Annotated in this window: 22 protein-coding genes and 2 tRNA genes; 14 read left to right on the forward strand and 10 right to left on the reverse strand. The window is 58.3% G+C overall.

Features of this window, described 5'->3' with window-relative positions:
* Positions 1–107: 107 nt before the first annotated feature.
* Positions 108–1451, forward strand: coding sequence for an ergothioneine biosynthesis protein EgtB (gene egtB / locus WC811_RS19530; protein ID WP_372647105.1), 1344 nt, complete (start codon positions 108–110; stop codon positions 1449–1451).
* Positions 1451–2416, forward strand: coding sequence for an L-histidine N(alpha)-methyltransferase (egtD, locus tag WC811_RS19535; RefSeq protein ID WP_372647106.1), 966 nt, complete (start codon positions 1451–1453; stop codon positions 2414–2416). Before egtB ends, egtD begins: the two co-directional genes overlap by 1 nt.
* Positions 2417–2438: 22 nt before the next feature.
* Here the strand turns inward: egtD and WC811_RS19540 are convergent, their stop codons facing one another.
* Positions 2439–2783 (reverse strand): response regulator, encoded by a 345-nt coding sequence (locus tag WC811_RS19540; RefSeq protein ID WP_372647107.1) that lies wholly within the window; start codon positions 2781–2783, stop codon positions 2439–2441.
* Between the two features lie 331 nt (positions 2784–3114).
* Between WC811_RS19540 and WC811_RS19545 the strand changes: the two genes are divergently transcribed.
* The 5 genes from WC811_RS19545 (at position 3115) to WC811_RS19565 (ending at position 6206) form a co-directional block, all read left to right on the forward strand.
* Positions 3115–3474 carry a response regulator gene (locus WC811_RS19545; RefSeq protein ID WP_372647108.1) on the forward strand — a complete coding sequence of 120 codons (360 nt, stop codon included), beginning with the start codon at positions 3115–3117 and terminating at the stop codon, positions 3472–3474.
* A gap of 51 nt (positions 3475–3525) precedes the next feature.
* Positions 3526–3912: a two-component system response regulator gene (locus WC811_RS19550; protein ID WP_372647109.1), complete on the forward strand. Its 387-nt coding sequence runs from the start codon at positions 3526–3528 to the stop codon at positions 3910–3912.
* Between the two features lie 115 nt (positions 3913–4027).
* The gene (locus WC811_RS19555; RefSeq protein WP_372647110.1) at positions 4028–4684 is read left to right on the forward strand and encodes a hypothetical protein; all 657 of its coding nucleotides are present in this window, start codon (positions 4028–4030) and stop codon (positions 4682–4684) included.
* 83 nt (positions 4685–4767) lie between these two features.
* On the forward strand, positions 4768–5286 hold the full coding sequence (locus WC811_RS19560; protein ID WP_372647111.1) for a copper chaperone PCu(A)C: 519 nt from the start codon (positions 4768–4770) through the stop codon (positions 5284–5286).
* A gap of 176 nt (positions 5287–5462) precedes the next feature.
* Positions 5463–6206 carry a superoxide dismutase gene (locus tag WC811_RS19565; protein ID WP_372647112.1) on the forward strand — a complete coding sequence of 248 codons (744 nt, stop codon included), beginning with the start codon at positions 5463–5465 and terminating at the stop codon, positions 6204–6206.
* Positions 6207–6299: 93 nt separating this feature from the next.
* Here the strand turns inward: WC811_RS19565 and WC811_RS19570 are convergent.
* Together WC811_RS19570 and WC811_RS19575 are read right to left on the reverse strand one after the other, a co-directional pair.
* Positions 6300–6374 (reverse strand) — tRNA-Thr (locus WC811_RS19570).
* A 222-nt stretch (positions 6375–6596) separates the two neighbouring features.
* Complete coding sequence (locus WC811_RS19575) at positions 6597–6884, reverse strand: hypothetical protein (protein WP_372647113.1); 288 nt, start codon at positions 6882–6884, stop codon at positions 6597–6599.
* A gap of 314 nt (positions 6885–7198) precedes the next feature.
* On the opposite strand from WC811_RS19575, the gene WC811_RS19580 reads away from it, so the two are divergent.
* The gene (locus WC811_RS19580) at positions 7199–7531 is read left to right on the forward strand and encodes a hypothetical protein (protein ID WP_372647114.1); all 333 of its coding nucleotides are present in this window, start codon (positions 7199–7201) and stop codon (positions 7529–7531) included.
* Positions 7532–7639: 108 nt separating this feature from the next.
* On the opposite strand, the gene rlmB is transcribed toward WC811_RS19580, so the two are convergent.
* Positions 7640–8539, reverse strand: a complete 900-nt coding sequence (gene rlmB / locus WC811_RS19585) for a 23S rRNA (guanosine(2251)-2'-O)-methyltransferase RlmB (RefSeq protein ID WP_372647115.1) — start codon at positions 8537–8539, stop codon at positions 7640–7642.
* Between the two features lie 155 nt (positions 8540–8694).
* Here rlmB and WC811_RS19590 point away from each other — a divergent pair.
* Together WC811_RS19590 and WC811_RS19595 are read left to right on the forward strand one after the other, a co-directional pair.
* Positions 8695–8779: transfer RNA gene (locus tag WC811_RS19590), tRNA-Tyr, on the forward strand.
* 164 nt (positions 8780–8943) lie between these two features.
* Positions 8944–10203, forward strand: a complete 1260-nt coding sequence (locus WC811_RS19595) for a tyrosine-type recombinase/integrase (protein ID WP_372647116.1) — start codon at positions 8944–8946, stop codon at positions 10201–10203.
* On the opposite strand, the gene WC811_RS19600 is transcribed toward WC811_RS19595, so the two are convergent.
* From WC811_RS19600 to WC811_RS19620, 5 genes are all read right to left on the reverse strand, one after another.
* Positions 10184–10558 (reverse strand): helix-turn-helix transcriptional regulator, encoded by a 375-nt coding sequence (locus WC811_RS19600; protein ID WP_372647117.1) that lies wholly within the window; start codon positions 10556–10558, stop codon positions 10184–10186. The two genes, WC811_RS19595 and WC811_RS19600, sit on opposite strands and share 20 nt — an antisense overlap.
* Before the next feature lie 69 nt (positions 10559–10627).
* Positions 10628–11410: a hypothetical protein gene (locus WC811_RS19605; RefSeq protein WP_372647118.1), complete on the reverse strand. Its 783-nt coding sequence runs from the start codon at positions 11408–11410 to the stop codon at positions 10628–10630.
* Between the two features lies 1 nt (position 11411).
* A complete protein-coding gene (locus WC811_RS19610; RefSeq protein WP_372647119.1) occupies positions 11412–11666 on the reverse strand; it encodes a hypothetical protein in 255 nt (84 codons plus the stop codon).
* A gap of 15 nt (positions 11667–11681) precedes the next feature.
* On the reverse strand, positions 11682–13139 hold the full coding sequence (locus tag WC811_RS19615) for a replicative DNA helicase (protein WP_372647120.1): 1458 nt from the start codon (positions 13137–13139) through the stop codon (positions 11682–11684).
* Entirely contained in the window at positions 13136–14110 is a 975-nt protein-coding gene (locus WC811_RS19620) for a hypothetical protein (RefSeq protein WP_372647121.1), read from the reverse strand. Before WC811_RS19620 ends, WC811_RS19615 begins: the two co-directional genes overlap by 4 nt.
* A gap of 667 nt (positions 14111–14777) precedes the next feature.
* Between WC811_RS19620 and WC811_RS19625 the strand changes: the two genes are divergently transcribed.
* The 3 genes from WC811_RS19625 to WC811_RS19635 all read left to right on the forward strand — a co-directional run bounded on the left by WC811_RS19625 (position 14778) and on the right by WC811_RS19635 (position 16274).
* Positions 14778–15209 carry a hypothetical protein gene (locus WC811_RS19625; RefSeq protein ID WP_372647122.1) on the forward strand — a complete coding sequence of 144 codons (432 nt, stop codon included), beginning with the start codon at positions 14778–14780 and terminating at the stop codon, positions 15207–15209.
* A 594-nt stretch (positions 15210–15803) separates the two neighbouring features.
* The gene (locus tag WC811_RS19630) at positions 15804–15989 is read left to right on the forward strand and encodes a hypothetical protein (protein WP_372647123.1); all 186 of its coding nucleotides are present in this window, start codon (positions 15804–15806) and stop codon (positions 15987–15989) included.
* 6 nt (positions 15990–15995) lie between these two features.
* On the forward strand, positions 15996–16274 hold the full coding sequence (locus WC811_RS19635; RefSeq protein WP_372647124.1) for a hypothetical protein: 279 nt from the start codon (positions 15996–15998) through the stop codon (positions 16272–16274).
* A 426-nt stretch (positions 16275–16700) separates the two neighbouring features.
* Here the strand turns inward: WC811_RS19635 and WC811_RS19640 are convergent, their stop codons facing one another.
* On the reverse strand, positions 16701–17117 hold the full coding sequence (locus WC811_RS19640; RefSeq protein WP_372647125.1) for a hypothetical protein: 417 nt from the start codon (positions 17115–17117) through the stop codon (positions 16701–16703).
* Positions 17118–17210: 93 nt separating this feature from the next.
* On the opposite strand from WC811_RS19640, the gene WC811_RS19645 reads away from it, so the two are divergent.
* Positions 17211–17390: hypothetical protein (locus WC811_RS19645; RefSeq protein WP_372647126.1), on the forward strand; the 180-nt coding region annotated here is incomplete at its 3' end.

Raw genomic sequence — 17390 nt, forward strand, 5'->3', positions numbered from 1 at the left:
CATAACCGTCTGACCTAGCTTATATCTTGGAACCAATCATCGGTTGGATCGTTTCGCGAACCACGTCGCAAGCGGTTTGGATATGTGTGTTGAGATCGGGTGAGAGAATGCCTGTGACGTCGGGCCAAACGGCCTTCGATCATGCGGAACGAGGTCAGAGTGGCGGGGGCACGGCCTCGCGTGAGCAAGGGAGGGCGGAAGCTGGCCTTGGCGCGCGGTTGTTCGAAACCCGGGCGCATTCTCTGGCGCTTGCCAAACCGCTGTCGGCTGAAGACATGACGGTGCAGGCCTCGGACGATGCCAGCCCTACGAAATGGCACCTTGCGCACGTTACGTGGTTTTTCGAGAACTTTGTGCTGGCGCCGCATCTCGATGGCTATCGGATCTTCGACAACGATTTTAACTACTGCTTCAATTCCTATTACGAGGCGCTCGGACCGCGCCATCCACGCCCGAAGCGAGGATTGCTGACGCGTCCGTCGGCCGCGCGCGTTCTGGAGTATCGCGCGCATGTCGATGATGCGCTTCACCGTCTCGTCGACAAAGACGTTGCACGGCAGGGCGAGATCGCGCGGCTCATCGAAATCGGGATCAATCACGAGCAGCAGCATCAGGAGCTGTTGTTGACCGATATTCTCGCGCTGTTCGCGGCCAACCCCTTGCGCCCCGCCTATCAAGCCCGCGCGCCGCGGCAGGATAAGCTTACGCCCCTGCAGCCGTTGGGCTGGGTTGATTTCGCTGGTGGCATTCTTCCTGTCGGTCATTCCAGCGACGGTTATTGCTGGGATAACGAGTTGCCGTCGCACGATGCGCTCATCCGGCCGTTCAAGCTTGCGGACAGGCTCGTCACGAACTCCGAATGGTTTTCGTTCATCGAAGACGGCGGCTATGTGACCCCTTCGCTCTGGCTTGCCGACGGTTGGGCGACCGTTAATCGCGAAAGTTGGGAGGGGCCGCTCTATTGGGAGAAGGCGGATGGCGGATGGTCGCAGATGTCGTTGCAGGGATTGCAGCCGATCGAGCCAGCAGAGCCGGTTGCTCACATCTCTTATTACGAGGCTGACGCGTTTGCGCGCTGGGCGGGAAAGCGATTGCCGACCGAATTCGAATGGGAGGCTGTTGCCCACGCCTATTCCGAGACGCAGTCGCGGGACATCAGCGTATTTCGCCCGAGTGCGGCTACATCGGCCGATGCGCCGGGTTCACCGAAGCAGCTCTTCGGCGACGTTTGGCAGTGGACTGCGAGCGCTTATCTGGCTTATCCGGGCTATCGCCCGCCGGAGGGGGCGATCGGCGAATACAACGGCAAGTTCATGGTTGGCCAGCACGTCCTGCGCGGCTCGTCGTGCGCAACGCCGGCCGGTCATTCGCGACCCACGTACCGCAATTTCTTCTATCCCCATCAGCGCTGGCAGTTCCTCGGCTTGCGCCTCGCAGCGGAGATCGACTGATGCGTTATGTTCCCACCCTCGAGCGGTTGCCCGCGGACGTCTCGAAAGTCGATAGCGAATTTTCGATTTCCGTCATCGAGGGTTTGTCGCGCGCGCAAAAGGAATTGCCGTGCCGCTATTTTTACGATGCGCGGGGGAGCGCTCTTTTTGAGGAAATTACGCGGCTTCCCGAGTATTATCCTACACGCACCGAAGCTCAAATCCTGAGGGGATGTGCCAGCGATCTAGTCGAGGACTTTCGCGATGGGGATCTTTTTATCGAGTTTGGTTCGGGCTCCAGTTTAAAAACGCAGATCCTGCTGGATAGGGTCGCGGCGCGGATCGTCTATGTTCCGGTCGATGTATCGGAGACGGCGCTTGCCGACGCGGTCATGCGCCTTGCCGTGCGTTATCCCGGGCTTGAGGTGCGGCCGCTGGTTGCGGATTTTTCGAGGTTGACCGCTTTGCCCCGCGATCTCGCGAGCAGACGTGCGGTCGGATTTTTCCCGGGTTCGACGATCGGAAACCTGGCGCCGCGTGAGGCCGAGATCCTATTGTCGAGCTTCAGGCGTGTGTTGGGTAAGGACGGGCGGCTCATCATCGGCGTCGATCTCAAGAAGGACCAGCAGACGCTGACAAGAGCTTATGACGACGCAGCAGGCGTGACCGCGGCGTTCAACATGAATTTGCTGTCGCGCATCAATCGCGAACTTGGCGGCACGTTCGACGAGCGCGCGTTCGTCCATAAGGCCATCTACAATTCGGAACAGGGCCGCATTGAAATGCACCTTGTGAGCGAGCGTGAGCAAGACGTGAGAGTTTGCGGACGGATCTTTCATTTTCGAAAGGGCGAAAGCATCCACACGGAGAACTCCTATAAATACAAGGTGGCGGAGTTTCGCGATCTTGCGACGAGGGCCGGCTGGCAGGCGGAGCGCGTCTGGACCGACGCCAATAATCTCTTCAGCGTTCACGAACTGGCTTGACGATCGCGGCGTTGATGGATCGCTATGACGTCAACGCGGCGAGCAAGCGCTCGACGTCTTCAAAGGCATAAGGCTTCGAGATCATCGGCTGGGCTTTAAAGTCGGTGGGCAATGCTTCGACGCCTCGGCCGGTCGCGAACGCGAAGGGCACATTGTCTTTTGCCAAAGTTTCCGCAATCGGGGCGCTGTCCTGTTGACCGAGCGTGCAGTCGAGGAAGGCGTATTCCGGCCGGTCCGCGCTCAAGATCGACAAGGCTTGATCGATGGTGGTGGCAGGCCCAATGACCTCGTGGCCGAGATCTTCGATGTACATCGCCAGAAGTTCAGCGATCAGAATTTCGTCTTCGACGATGAGAATTCGTGCCAAGGGCGGGTGTCGCTTTCTCTCATCTGATGCCGGCTATCTATAGCGTGTTCGCTTTGGCCGCGTGAAGCTTTTTGATCTTCGGTAGCAGCTTGCGTTTTGAGCCGCGTTTTGGCTTCATCGCGAGCGAGACTTCAAGGCGAGGCGTGCGTTCCCGCCTGCTTCTCGGACGCCGCATGTTGCCATTGGTGAAGTTTCATCGAAAAGTTACTTCTACGAACGGGAACCAAACTCGCTCGGCGCTATTTAGGGTCGTATGGGGCAAGGGAGAAATCAAATCGAACCGCCGCCTGCAGCAATGGGCCAAAATTTGGCACAGCGTTCGATATTGGTCGTGGAAGATGAAGTTCTGATCCGGCTGCATCTGGCGGAAGAGCTTCGCGAGGCAAATTATACCGTTATCGAGGCCGCCAGTGGCGATGAAGCCATTACGCTGTTGTCGAGCGTCGACGATATCGGGATGGTCTTGACCGATGTCCGCATGCCGGGAAATGTTGACGGCATGGCCCTGGCCCAGTGGACCCGCAAAGTATTTCCTTCGATCAAAATCGTACTCATATCGAGCGAGGTTCACTCCGGAATGCCGCACGAATTCGATGCGTGTTTTGCGAAACCAATTCGCCTCGATGACTTAATGCGGTGCGTGCGAAAGTTGCTGCCTAAAGCGGAACACGGCGGTTCTCCCAGCCGTTAGAAGGGAGTGATTGAACAGGAAGCAAAATCTCAAAATCTCACAAGCGTTCTCGTGATTGAGGACATAGTGCTCGTTCGGATGGCGCTTGCGGCCTATCTTCGTGACTGCGGGTACCGCGTCGTCGAGGCGGCGACGACCGATGAAGCCTTGCGCGTTATCGAGCAAGCTCCTGTAACGGTCGATGTTGTGTTTAGCGCCGTCGAAGTTGAGGGTGCGTTGAGTCCGTTCACATTGACGCAGTGGCTGCGTAAGAACCGTCGGGAGATCAAAATCGTCATGGCTGGCACGCCGAAGAGTGCGTCGGCTGCTGCGGGGCGGCTTTGCGAGGAAGGTCCGCACCTGAAAAAGCCTTACGAACCGCAAATCGTCGAGAATTATATTCGCCGTTTGCTGGCGCTGCGGCGTTTTCCCGAGCCCCAGGGTGACGAGAACTCGTGACCTGCCCCAGACGAGAGACGGCCGCTTCGTTGTGGGCAATCGATTACATATTGCAAGCGTTGATTTTCCCGCGGTTGCGTGTTGATTGTTCGTCGCGTTCAAGCGGAGCAGCGCCGTGGTCGATTGGGACGATGTTAAACAAAGCATTCTCGGATGGCTTGGTGCAAAGATTTGCCCTGGCACATCGATTTTCCTGATGATCTTCGGACTGGCGCTGACCTCATCCTTCAACGTCGAGGCTCATCGGAGTGTCAGAAGTTCGGATCAAACTTCGGGGATTTCGATACCCAATCTCACGCACGGTCAACTTCACATCATGATCCGGTACCGGTCGGCGATTCTGGATCTTGCCAATCGGCAGATCCAACCGGGCGTCGAAGCGAGGTCGCTACAGAATTTCATCAATTTGCAATTCGCCTATTGTCTGTGGGGGCTGATTCCAGGGAGCCTTTCCGACGAAGCCAATCCCTTTAACGAGTGCTCTCACGCATATCTGGCGGCGAGCAAGGCGCTCCTCGACCGTCTTCGGAAGACAGAGGAGACGCGGAGCAGGGCGGATGCTCTCACTGACGAAATCAATTTGGCTATGTTGCAGGATGCCATCGCCCTTGAGATCTGCAGCAACAGCTTCGAACCATTCAATACGGCGCAAGTCATCATGCCGGAATGGGCGAGCGTTGCCTTTAACCCGCTTGGGGTTCTACTGGGTTTCGTCATTTTTGGCGCATCTGCGGGCGCGTTCGCGGCATCGCGTAATCGCGGCTTGGGCTAGAGGTGAGGCCCGTCGTACTTCGCTGCTGATTGCCGCTTTTCGCATTTGGAAATATTCATAGAGTTCAAAGTGGAGAAGAAAAGATGAAACAGTTGATGGCGGCATTGGCGCTGCTAGTTGTGTTCAGCGAGCACGTGTCTGCTCACAAGTTCGAGAAGAACGGCATCGTCGTCGGTCATCCCTGGGCGCGGGCGACCGCTCCGGGTGCGGCCGTCGGAGTTGGATATCTGACGATCACGAACAACGGTAAAGAAGCCGACACGCTCACAGGTGGCACGTTCGAAGGCGCTGATCATATCGAAATCCACGAGATGAAGATGGATGGCGACAAGATGATGATGCGGCAACTCAAAGATGGGCTGGAGATCAAGCCGGGCGAGACAGTGAAATTCAATCCCGGTGCAAATCATCTGATGTTCGTCGGCTTGAAAGCGCCGATCGCGCAGGGACCGAAGATCAAGGGCGCGCTGACGTTCGCGAAGGCCGGCACGATCGACGTCGCCTTCCAAGTGGAATCGCTCGGAGCAATGAGCAGTTCCGATGCCGATCACAGCAGCATGAAAATGGACGACTCCGAGATGAAGCACGATCACGCGCAATAGCTTTGACGATCCGTCTGGAATGGACGGCGTCATATGCCTTGCGCCGAGCGCGGCGGTTGCGGCGCATCCGGTGTGGCTCAATTGATCATTCTTATGCGTTCTCGCTGGTGATTTCCAAATCCGGATCTACATTTTCAGGCAATGCCTAGAAGCGATGTGACCCAAGGAGCTTCATTATGACGAGCCTCGATCGACGATCGTTTCTCAAGACGGCGCGTGCGGCCTCGGTCGTCGCGGCCGTTTCGTCCTCCACGGCCGTCCGGGCGTTCGCTCAGACCGAGCCGTCCGGGGGGCCGTTCAAACTGCCGTCGCTGCCTTACGCTTTCGCGGCGCTCGAACCCGACATCGATGCCGTAACCATGGAGCTTCACCACGACAAGCATCACGCTGCCTACGTCAAGAATCTCAACGCGGCGCTAAAGGACTATTCGCAACTTTCGGAACTCCCGCTGGAGGCGTTGCTTGCGAAGCTCGCCGATGTCCCCGAAAGCATACGGATGACGGTCCGCAACAACGGTGGCGGCCATGCCAATCACAGCATGTTCTGGGAGATCATGGGAGCGCCGGGCGGGGCGGGGCCCGACGGCGATCTTAAAGCCGCGATCGACCGCGATTTCGGAGGCGTCGATAAACTCCAACTGCAGTTCAATACTGCGGGGACGAAAGTCTTCGGTTCGGGCTGGGTGTTCGTGACGGTCGACAAGGACGGCAAGCTGGGGCTCATGCCGAAGCCCAATCAAGATACGCCTCTGATGGACGGTGACCGTGTTCTCATGGGCAACGACGTTTGGGAACACGCGTATTATCTGAAGTACCAGAACAAACGCGCCGATTATTTGAAAGCGTGGTGGAACGTCGTAAATTGGAAAGTCGTCGGTGATCGATACGCAGCGGCGAAATCCGGGAAGCTCGCAATCTAGGGAGTTTGTCGGCCGGGGACATGGTGAATTGAGACTTGGCCGGCGTCACATCCGATCGTTCGCCAACTCCGCCGGACGGCGCACGGATTTCATTGGTGCCGGCTGTAGGATTTGAACCTACGACCCCCTGATTACAAATCAGGTGCACTACCACTGTGCTAAGCCGGCATAAGAGACTGCGATGCGGCAGATTGAGTTCGGACTCTGAACCTTGCGATCGCGGCAAGTCCTTGCCGATCAGCCCGTCGTTGTCAACCTTGCGGGCGGCCTGCTCGGTCTGGTAAGCGGCAATAGTGGCAGTAACAAAGTGGGAGCGGAGGCAAGCCCCCACTCCCCGAATTCGCCGACTTAAGCCTTCGTCCAATAAGGGTGTTGCTTATCGCTCGTGCCTCACGGACACCACCAGATCGGGCCTACGACGATGCAACCGCGGCGCTGCCAGTCACCGGGACGATTGTTATAGCGGTGCCAGTTGCCCGGGGCCTTGTTGTAACGGCCGCCCGCGCGGTATTTCTGTCGCTTATGATAAGACTTCTTCCCTTTGTGATCTTTGTAGTCGACCTGCTGCAACGCCGACTGAGCTGCTAGGCCCGCGGGCTTTGTGACAGTCATCGCCGATGCTGCGGAGGCAAAGCCTCCGGTCATGACTGCGATCAGCGCGATGGCTTTTAAGCGCAAAACAACCTCCGTTTGTATTCCGATTTCCCGTAACGTAACTGAACGCGGTAAACTGATTTTGGTTCCGTCACTAGCCGGCTATTCGTGCAACCCAGGTTCCGACCCTGCCGCGATCTCAAGCGGACCGATGTCTGGCATATTTCTGTCATGCCGCATCTGTTTGGCAGAGATGTAACGGGTTGAAAAAATTTGGCGACGGGAAGGCATCGCGAGGTGCCCTTCAAGCAAACTTAAGATATTCTCGTGCAACGATTCTGATATTCTTTTGCAGGGCATAGTCGTGCTCTGCCCAGACCCTCGCAGGAGTTCTGCCAATGCGCTTTAGGTCTCTGATGACGCTCACCGCGATCGCGGCGGCGGCCCTAGCGGTCGCCGGATCGGCGTCGGCTTTCGATCTGAACAGGCCAGACCTTCGGGATCGCGAATATCGCCGCAACGATGCGCTCGAGCAGTATTATTCGTATCATTATTCGCCGAGGGGCTATTATCCCTACTACAACTCGGGTGAGTGGGGCGGGCGCCTTATCCGCCGATCCAAATTGCGCTTGCCGCCGTACTATGGTGCTTGGGGTGCGCCGGAGCGTCGCTATTATCACGTCGAATGGCATCGCCGTCACTACGGCGGACATCGCCGCGGAGACTGGTGAGCTAGGGCTGACGTTTTTAAAGCTACGTCCTAGAACTCAGTGAAAAATTTCACGCCCGGATCGCCTCAGACGGTCCGGGCGCTTTGTATTCGACGAGATGTCGGCCGGCTAGGCGTTGCCGCCTTTGCGCGCGAGAAGGGCGGTATGCAATGCGATCGCAGCGGCATTGGAGACGTTGAGGCTTGCGATGGTGTCGTCCGTTGTGATGCGGGCCAAACAATCGCAGGTTTTACGCGTCAACTCGCGCAGCCCCTTGCCCTCAGATCCCATGACGATAGCCGTCGGTCGCGACCAATCGAGAGCTTCGATGGTTTGCTCCCCCTGGCCGTCGAGGCCGACGATGGTGAAGCCTGCGTCCTTAAGTTCATCGAGCGCGCGGGACAGATTGGAGACGAGAGCCACAGGGACGAGTTCGAGCGCCCCGGACGCGGATTTCGCCAGGACGCCATTCAGCGGCGGACTGTGCCGTCGGGTCATGACGAGGCCGCTGGCGCCGAACACGGCGGACGATCTCAGGATAGCGCCGACATTGTGCGGATCGGTGACCTGGTCGAGGACGATGAGCGGACGGCCGTTGGACGATTCCGCGAGGTCCTGCCAGTCCGGTTCGGGTAGGGGCTCGGTTTCGAGTGCCGCGCCCTGATGCACGGCATCGGAGCCTAACAACTTATCGAGATCGCGCGGAGTGACTTGCTCGATCGGGGGCGCGATCTCGCCGAGGGATTCACGCAGGCGGTGCTCGGCGTTTTCGGTCAATAGCAGGCGCAACACCCGCCGCGCGGGGTTCCTCAGGGCGGCTTCGACGGGGTGCAGGCCGAAGAGCCGGATCGGGCCGTCATCCTCGTTATGACGATCACCGCCTCGGGAGCGCTGGGAGCCGGGGTGGGCGGGCGCATTTGTCCCGCGCGATGGAAACCCGCTGGAGCGCTTCTTGTCGCGCCACGGCTTGTTAAAACGTGGTTTCTGCAGGGCTTGGCCTCGAAAGCTAGTGCGGTTCTCCCCGTTCATGGGGGATTCTGTCCTTGCCCGGCCTATGATGGGGGCGCAAGAGCACATTGCCGCTTTTCCGATTGACAGGAAAGGCCCCCATGAAGATAACGCGTCCAAAGGCCCTGCCCGGTTGGCAGGGCGCTTTCATTTCTGGCGCCGACGTACGGCCCTGGGGAGAGGTGCCCGAGTGGCTAAAGGGGACGGACTGTAAATCCGTTGGCTTCGCCTACGCTGGTTCGAATCCAGCCCTCTCCACCAACTGCTCGTCCCAGGCAGTCCCGGACGGCCTCCCGATCCCAACAAAATCAGGGTTTTCCGCAGGTTTCTTGTCCCGCGCAGTCCCGCCTTATCCCGGGCCGTCTTCCCTTTCCGTGTAATCCGTATGTAATCGGTTCCAGGATTTGTGTAATCGGGGGCGCTGGGTGGCAGTCGATCTTTTGACGGATGCAAAGGCTAGAAATGCGAAGCCCAAAGCCTCGCCATACTATCTCGCCGACGGCCGGGGTTTGTCACTGTATGTGTCGCCGGCGGGGTCGAGGCTTTGGCGGTTTCGCTATCGGTTTGGTGGCAAGCCGAGAACGCTAACCCTCGGGGAGTATCCTGGACTGTCGCTTGCTGAGGCGAGGGGGCGGCATGCTCGGGCTCGTCAGGCGCTTCGCGATGGGCGAAATCCGGCAAGCGTTCAGAGCGATGATCGAGCAGCTCAGGCTCGCAATGCGGCCGACAACTTCGAGAGGGTCGCCCGCGAGTGGCACACCATTACGAAGGCGAGGTGGACGGATGTTCACGCGGGGAACGTCCTGGATAGCCTCGAGAAGGATGTGTTCCCGACGCTTGGCAACAAGCCTCTCCGCGATATCACTCCAGCGATGGTGATTGAGGCGCTGCGCAAAGTTGAGGCGCGCTCTGCGATTGAAACTGCTCACCGTATACAACAGCGCGTGTCCATGGTCTTTGGCTTCGCGGTTGCGGGCGGTCGTTGCGACGTTAATCCGGCAGCGATCGTCAAGCAGGCGCTTGCACCTCTGCCGCCGAAGGGGCGCCAGCCCGCTGTAAAGTCGCTCGACGAAGCCCGACAAGTTCTGGTCTCTACAGCATCGATCCCGGCTAGTCCGGTGACGAAGCTGGCTATGCGGTTCCTGGCGCTTACCGCCGTACGTCCGGGGACACTCGCAGCGACTCTTTGGGACGAATTAGGCAGCCTCGATCCAGACAAACCAGTGTGGCGCATTCCGGCGGCAAGAATGAAGCTGAAAAAGGCATTCAAAGACGACGAAGCCCACGATCACCTCGTGCCGCTCTCACCTGACGCGGTCGAAATACTGGAAGTACTGAAGCCGCTCACTGGGCAATCTCCATTCCTCTTCCCGAACGACCGACATATTCGAAAGCCGATGTCGGAGAACGCCCTCTCATTCCTTCTCAAGCGGGCGGGATATTCAAGGAAGCACGTTCCCCACGGATGGCGTTCGACCTTTTCAACTATCATGAACGAACGTCGCCGGCATGATAAAGCCGTCATCGACCTGATGCTTGCGCACCTGCCCGAGGACGCCGTGGAAGCGGCGTATAATCGTGCCGAACACATGGAGCTTAGGCGCGAAATTGCGAATGAGTGGGCCGCCATCCTGCTCGAAGGCTTGCCGCCGGCATCGGACCTGCTCAACGGGCGTCGGAACTAAGAGAAGCCATCCAAGCGTCGATCACGCTTTCCCGCCAGCGGACCATCTGGGATGCGAGTTTGACGCCTTCCGGAAATTGTCCGTCGTCAATCCAGCGGTAGATTGTCGACTTGCCCATGCCGACCTTGTGGCACAGCTCTTTGATGCACATAAAGCGGTCACCGCGCACGATATCATCGGCGTGCAAGCTCGCTTTTGGCTTCGCCTGCGGCGCAGTGGAAAGGGTAGAGAGTGCCGCCGACACCATGTTCGCGTGCACTGAGGGATCGCGGGCACGCATTTGGTTCCGGATCGTTTCGGATGCAACGGCCATAACGTAGCCGTGGACCTGAGACGCTGCCCCTTCAGTTTGCATGTTTCTCCTCCGCCAGCGCATTGTCTCACAAGTCCACGGTCCCACGCAACTCGCGGGCCGCGTCGGTTCTCATCCACCAAGGTCGAATGCCTGGTCCTCGCGCTGCCATTCGGTTTTTTCGAACTCGGCAATGGTCCGGGTTTTTTCTTCTTTACTGAGCAATGCGATGCCGATCTGCGCGGCGACGCGCATGACAACTTCGATCGCCGTCCCCATCGGCAGCATCAGAACGTCGGTTTTGACGGGGTGCCGAAGGCCCCGGTCTTTCGCGTACTCGATCACCTCACGCATGGTGCGCTGGGCTTTCGCGTTCGAAGCCGCGTACCCTTCGAACCCGATATACGACGTCAGCAGGCAGTGCCGGTTCATCAGGCGCAGCTGATCCATCGGCTGCTTCGAAACGCCGATCCGGACCGGGCCTTCCTCGGGCCCAATCAGGAAAATCGCGCTGGATGCGATGAGGCCTCGTGCCTCCGCTCTCAGACCCGATTGCTTCAAACGGGTTTTGCGATACGGGCCCCTGCTCTTCTTCCAGTCATCTTCGGATTTCACGGCGGGAGCTTGGAGTGGCCTCGGAGGAAATTTCGCTTCCGCGAGCCCGTCCATCACGGCGAGAAGCTTGAGCGCTTCCAGGGTGTCTTGATCCGCACCATTCCGACCACTGCCGCCCCCAAGTCCGGCGGCCATCGTCATCAGGCGAATGTCATCGGACAAGGAAGCGGCGACGTGATCGCCGCGTGCCAGAGCGAGTGCCGTCGCCTCCGGCAACTCCGTCTGCTTGGGAATGCCATGGCGCTCATACATCCGCTCAGCGAGCAGCCCGATGGCTTTTTCAGCTGTCCGTTGGGACACCCTAGGTTTCATGATCTATGCCCCGCAGCCGATCCGCGACCACCTTCGCAATGCCGTCCTCCTTCGCAAGACTGACGGCGCGATCGAACTCTGGATCGGCCTTCCGCCAAACGAGAATGGTCGACCGCGCGAGCCCCACAATGCGGGCCGCAGTGGTGATGTTTTTCCCGCTGCGAAGCGCCGAGAGGATGGCGTTGCAGACGATCGGAGACTTTCCAAGGTAGTGACGCGGGAGGTGGTTGAGATGTTGAGTCATGACGGATGTCCTATTCTATTTCGGGAGGTCGCGAACTAACGAGCAGTCCATATGCGTTTCGAAAACAGCGCCGCCGACACTGCCCGAGCGGTTCTTGCCGAAATTGATTTCGATACGATTCTTCACCTCGAAAAGCCGGTCGTCGCGTTTCTGTCGGCTGATAGGATCGTCGGGATTCTGCTGCTCGAGGTAGTACGCTTCCCTGAAGGGAAACAGCACGACGTCAGCGTCTTGCTCGCTGCTCCCACTGTCTCGAAGGTCCGAGAGCTGAGGGCGTTTCTCATCCCGCTTTTCGACTTCGCGCGAAAGCTGCTGCAGAGCCATGACATGAACGTCGAGAGACTTGGCGAGACGCTTAAGACCAGCAGTCAGCTCTGAGACTTCGTTGACTTTGCTGCCTTTGTATCTGTCGGTCGGAAGCGCAAGTCCGATGTGGTCGACGACAACGAGCCCGAGGCCAATACCCTGCTTGTCGCAGTGCGCACGAGTTTTGCGCACGATCCCGGCGATCTCTGCGAGCGTGAGTCCAGCTTTGTCCTCGAGGAAAAGCGGCATCGCCTCCAACGCAGTAATGGAGTTCTGCAGTCGCTCGACCTCGGCCTCGCCGATCTTTCGCTTCTCGGGACTGGCAATTTTGTCCGTGCGAAAAAGCGAGTAAGGGATCGGCTCCCTATCGCGCCTGAAAGCGAGGTTCGATAACGCTCTTTGCATGAGCTGCGCATTGCCCATCTCCAGTGAGATCACCAAAGCGCCTACACCGCTGCCTGCCGCGTTGAGCGCGAGTTGCGTGGCCACCGTTGTCTTGCCCTGTCCGGGCCTGCCGCCGACAATACTCATCTCTCCGCGATGAAGCCCCCCGGAAATCGCATCGAGATCCTTCAGACCTGTTGAGATACCGGCCGGAGTATTGGGATCGAGAAAATCCCTGAGCGCCTGCCTTGCAAAATCTGCCGCCTTGCCCCAGGTGTTTTTCGTACGAGCCCGCGCGATCGCGAAGTCGACAGCCGAGAAAGCCCCTGTGGCGAGATCAGAGATGTCGGGCTCGATACCGAGGGCTTTATCCGTAAGATCGCGTCCAGCCTGCGCAATCAAGCGCTGGGTAGCGTAGCGGTGCAATTCGCTAATGTATGCGTCCAGGTCGTCGTTCGAGAGCCGGCCTTTACCTGAGTACATTTCGACGAGCAGCTGCAAATGCTCGATCGCAAGGACCTCGCCGACCTTGCGGTCTTTGAGCAGCGGCGCCAGCGTGATGAGATCGGCGCGGCGATTGTTCTTCGCCATATCGAGCATGGCGACCCAGGTGTCGGCATAGACGACCTCGTAGAAGTCGACTTTCTCGATCGCACCCTGCAGACGATCGAAAGAACGCGGTGAAGCAAGGCACGAGCCCAGGATTGCGGCTTCTGCATCGGTGTTGTTCGGCTCGAGCGTTTTGAGCGGGATTTCCCGATTAGTTGCGCTGGTGGTGCTCATGCGTACGCCCCTGTAACCTGGAGCCTCTGAGCCTCGGCGCAGATCCTGTTCTTTTCGGCCCATGAGGGCTCGGCTGCTAGCTCGGCATTGACACGGCGCCAATGTTCGATCGGTAGCAGGAGCCGATACTCGCCGTGTTGCAGCATGCGGACTTCCGGCGCGGACGCAGGCGGCGTCGGACCTTCTCCCGGCGTTGGAGCGGTTGGGCGTTTACCTGCCTTCTGACGGCATTGAAGATCGATCCGCCGCAGCACGTCGCGAACATTCTGCTTACCCGGCACTTTCATCACGTCAACTAGGACATCAGCGACCGCCGCAGAGACGTCGACGCCCGGGTGCCGTTCAGACAGCCACGTCTTCAACGCCACACTCGGGCTCAAACCAAAGCCATCATCCACCAGATGGCCGTCCGCGATAAGCGCGTCGGCCAGCGAGGGGGGAGATGCGCGGTTACGCGCGTTCCGCCCCTCCCTCTTACTCGGAGAGTAAGAGGGAGGAATACGGGTCCCGCTGTTCCCGCCATTGCGGGATTGTCCCGCCACTGCGGGACGCTTGATCCTGCTATTGCGGGACGCAAACAGGTCGACGACTTTCGGCAGTTCACGTTCGATATCTTCAGCTAGCCGTTCAAGCCGCACCCGATGCACGATCTGATGATGCATGAGCGTAACGCCGCCGGCTTCCGGCGTTTCGGCCTCGAAGCTGCGCACATAGCCGGTGCTGTGAAGGACGGAAAGATTGTTCCGGATCGTCTTGTCGGTGCGCGGTTTCGCGCTCCTATCCGGGGTCGACGAGCGTCTCTGGGCCTCTTCTGCGAGGGTGGACCACTTTTTCCAGCACGATTTGCCGGACTCGTAGATGAGAATGAGCAGCTGGATATGAGGACGATCAAGATCGGAATCGAAGACCGCAATTCCGAGCGTCTTCAATGTCGCGCGAAGTTCTTCAACGAGCGCAAGAAGATCTTGCACCGACTCCGGTTCGCCGTTGACATGGCGTTGTTGATGATTCATAGAAATTCTGTCGCGCGAAACGCGACTCCCAATATTCGTGTTGCTGATAAAGGGTGCGTTGACGCGCACCCTTTTCCTGTCGTTCGACTGTCACTGAGAAACTGATACGAGCAGTACGACGCAGCACCGAATACTAGGCGTGATGCGAGTGATCACGGCTTGCTACGACCGATAAGGCGCGTCTCGGATTTCGTCAATCCGTGGGTGCATCCAGCAGCACAAGAATCTACACGCGATGAAGCGAGGCGTGAATTACTCCGCGTGCGTATCGCATTCAGAATTGCGAGTCTTTCGAGTCACACTTCGCGCTGAATGCGCCGTATGCTGACTTTCACCGCGCTTAACGTGTTGACGAAAGTGCCATACGTGCGTACGTTTTTACTACACTGCGGAGTGTTGTGTCTTAGACATCTCTCGGAAAAACCTCCCATAAAACAACTTGGCTTAGCGCAGCGATTGCCCTTCTTCTGAAGAGCAGTTCTCTCGATGCGCATGCCGATTGCTGACTCAAGTCGAGCGCTGGCGTCATTCTCAACTTGTTGATGGAAGTGTGTGCTGAGCACGCCAACTCCCGTCAGCGCGCTGATTTCGAGCGATAAACCCTCCATCACATTCAGGAGATTCCATGTCCCTCTCAATCGGGACCGACGAGCTGCTGCGCGCGACCAAGAAAGCGCTTGCAGACTCCGAGGTCAAACTCAAACAGGCACACTCGAAAATCGTTCGGCAAGATGCCGAAGACGCGATCACCCGGTCCGGCGCATCGTCGTCGCGCCTCCTCGCCGACAACATGGCAGCCGTCGGGCGCGTTGCAGAAAACGGGCGGGATGTCGAATACGACGTGAACGGCAGATGGGTCGATCGCGACACCTACGTTTCCGATCTGCGCCGAAGCGAAGATACGTCGAAGTTCTTCGCTGATGCGGTCGCGAAGAAATCGCCGGTTGTTCTGCGGGATAATCCCTTCAGCCGAGCCTCGTTCAATCTGACTAAACAGATGCAACTCATCCGCGAAGATCCGGATCTTGCCGCACGCCTTCGCCGGGAGGCCGATTAGGAGACGCCATGACCCTTCAGGCCTTACTTGCCCAGCTGCCACCGCCCCGCCGAGCACCGCGCCTTCGCCGAGACGTCCAATCCGAGATCGTCGTACTCGCTGCTATTATGCGAGGTCATCCGGTGAGGGTTGCTGCAATTGCCGCCGGCGTGAGCGAATCCGGCGTCAGGTCGTGGATCAGACGCGACGCACTGTTTGCTCAGAAATATCGTGCAGCCGCTCGCGAAGGACGCGAGGCGTATGTTGAAAGCCGGCGAGCCCAACTTATTGGCTCTCTCCAAGGCTAAGTCCCGGGTCTTGGATTGCTCTCGGCTTCCGAACGGATGAACCGGCCCCCGCGGGAGTGACTACAACTCAGACGCATGAGGTTGGCATGACGCCCATACAACTGATGGCGCTCGCGCGCCTCCTTGCGAGAGTGCGCTCGATGCGTTCGACCCGAGTGGCAACGATCGCTGTCCTGCCGATCGCTCACACTCCGCCACCCGAGATTCAAGCATCGTTTGAGCGGGTCTTCTCGCTCGACGACCTACTCGATCTTCAACACCCCCCCCGCCGGTACGATCATCGGCGCCGAACTCAGAGGAGAAAGTCGTGAAGCTCTACAGTGAATATCGCAGGCGCGTCGGTCTCGATCAGATCGAACGCCAGGTCTTACCGCCTCCGGCAATCAGAAACCCCTTCGAGAAGGGCCCAAACTGGAACCTCAGTGGCCAATTCGAGCTGATGAAATCGAACCCCGCTTTAGCCGAGCACCTCCGTCGGCTTGCTGAAAAGTGATCAAAAATGACGACAACAAAATCGAAACCCGAGATCGCCCCTGAGATAAGCGACTTAATTGACAAACTCGTTGCGGAGATCGTCGCCCAGTTCGTGGAAACGCGTAATGGCCCCGCCATGCTGAGGGGCGAGCGGGAGGCCCGAAAGGTGGTGCATGAACAAAGCCCCAAGGGGCGAAGAGCAGTCGCCAAAAAGGAGCTTTGGCGTCGGCTAATGACGGACGTGTCCAACATCACGGCGAAAATGCTTGAAGAGGATATCGCCGCGCGCCACCTGACTCGTTGAATTGCTGCCAAGGCGGTTTCCTCGCCGAACGCAAGCGCTTCGTTAACGGCTCTCGCCGCACCGCCCGGATCGTTACCGAGGATCTTGCGATTATTAGCTAGGCCAACGCGCGCGCGCGAGGCCTTCACCTTCATTGGAGAATACAATGAAACGCGCCACTACCCGGCGCGCGATGATCGACGAAGCCGGCGCGGGCTCAGCTCGGGAGTCCAGTCCCAAGACATCCCTTAGCTTCGTCGGGAAGCCCTCCGTATGAAAAAAGTACGCACCCGCAAACACCCCGATGAGAAGGGAGCCAGCAAAACCAAGTCGCTTCATGAGACTGACAATCCATGCCGAACGGAGCGCTTGAGAGGCGCACGTCGAGCTTCAATATTCATAGTCGATGGGAGATTGTTGGCGTGATGCTGTTCACCACGCGTGCGCTTAGGCGCGTGCGCCTAACCGGGGCGGTTTGCGGACAGGGTCGGGATGGTAGGAGAGTTTGAGGGCATCGAGATAGGAGGGGTAACGCACACGCGTGCCCTCGAGAAACGCGGAGACGTAGTGTGACCTTGTTGGAAAGGGATCAAGGCACGGGCAGCTGCACGCATGCTGCTCGCCTCCGCCAAGAGGGGGCGCGTTTGTGTCAGCATCGCTTTCCACGGCATCGGCGATCATAGCCAACGACAGCTGAGTTTGATTGTCAGATGCGTAGTGCGCCTTGACGTGCGATGCCGCCACGGGAGAACCGGCAAACACCAGAAAGACGACCAGAAGCGCCCTGGCAAACCGATTGGCGCGGGCCAACACATTCGCGCGGCGCGAGCGTCCGCCGCCTTCATGTTCGCGAATGATTTGCACTGCACCGTTCATGCGGGGGAAGTTGGTTTTTGAAAGTGGCGAAGTCAAGTCACCAATCGATTTTCAATTGCCACAAAATGGCAAAATCCGCATTTGACGCAGCTCTGTTTATTCTCGGTCACTATTGGAGCCGTTCAAATTGACTCTGGCAGTCAATTAATTGACGCTAATTGTCAATTCATTCCGGTTTCCGATTCAAATGACGCCATCGGGTTTGAGATCGCAGTCGGAGTTCTCCGCGACTTCGATCTGGAAGGTTGCGTGATCGATCCG

The organism is Hyphomicrobium sp. (assembly GCF_041659645.1).
GTDB lineage: Bacteria > Pseudomonadota > Alphaproteobacteria > Rhizobiales > Hyphomicrobiaceae > Hyphomicrobium_B.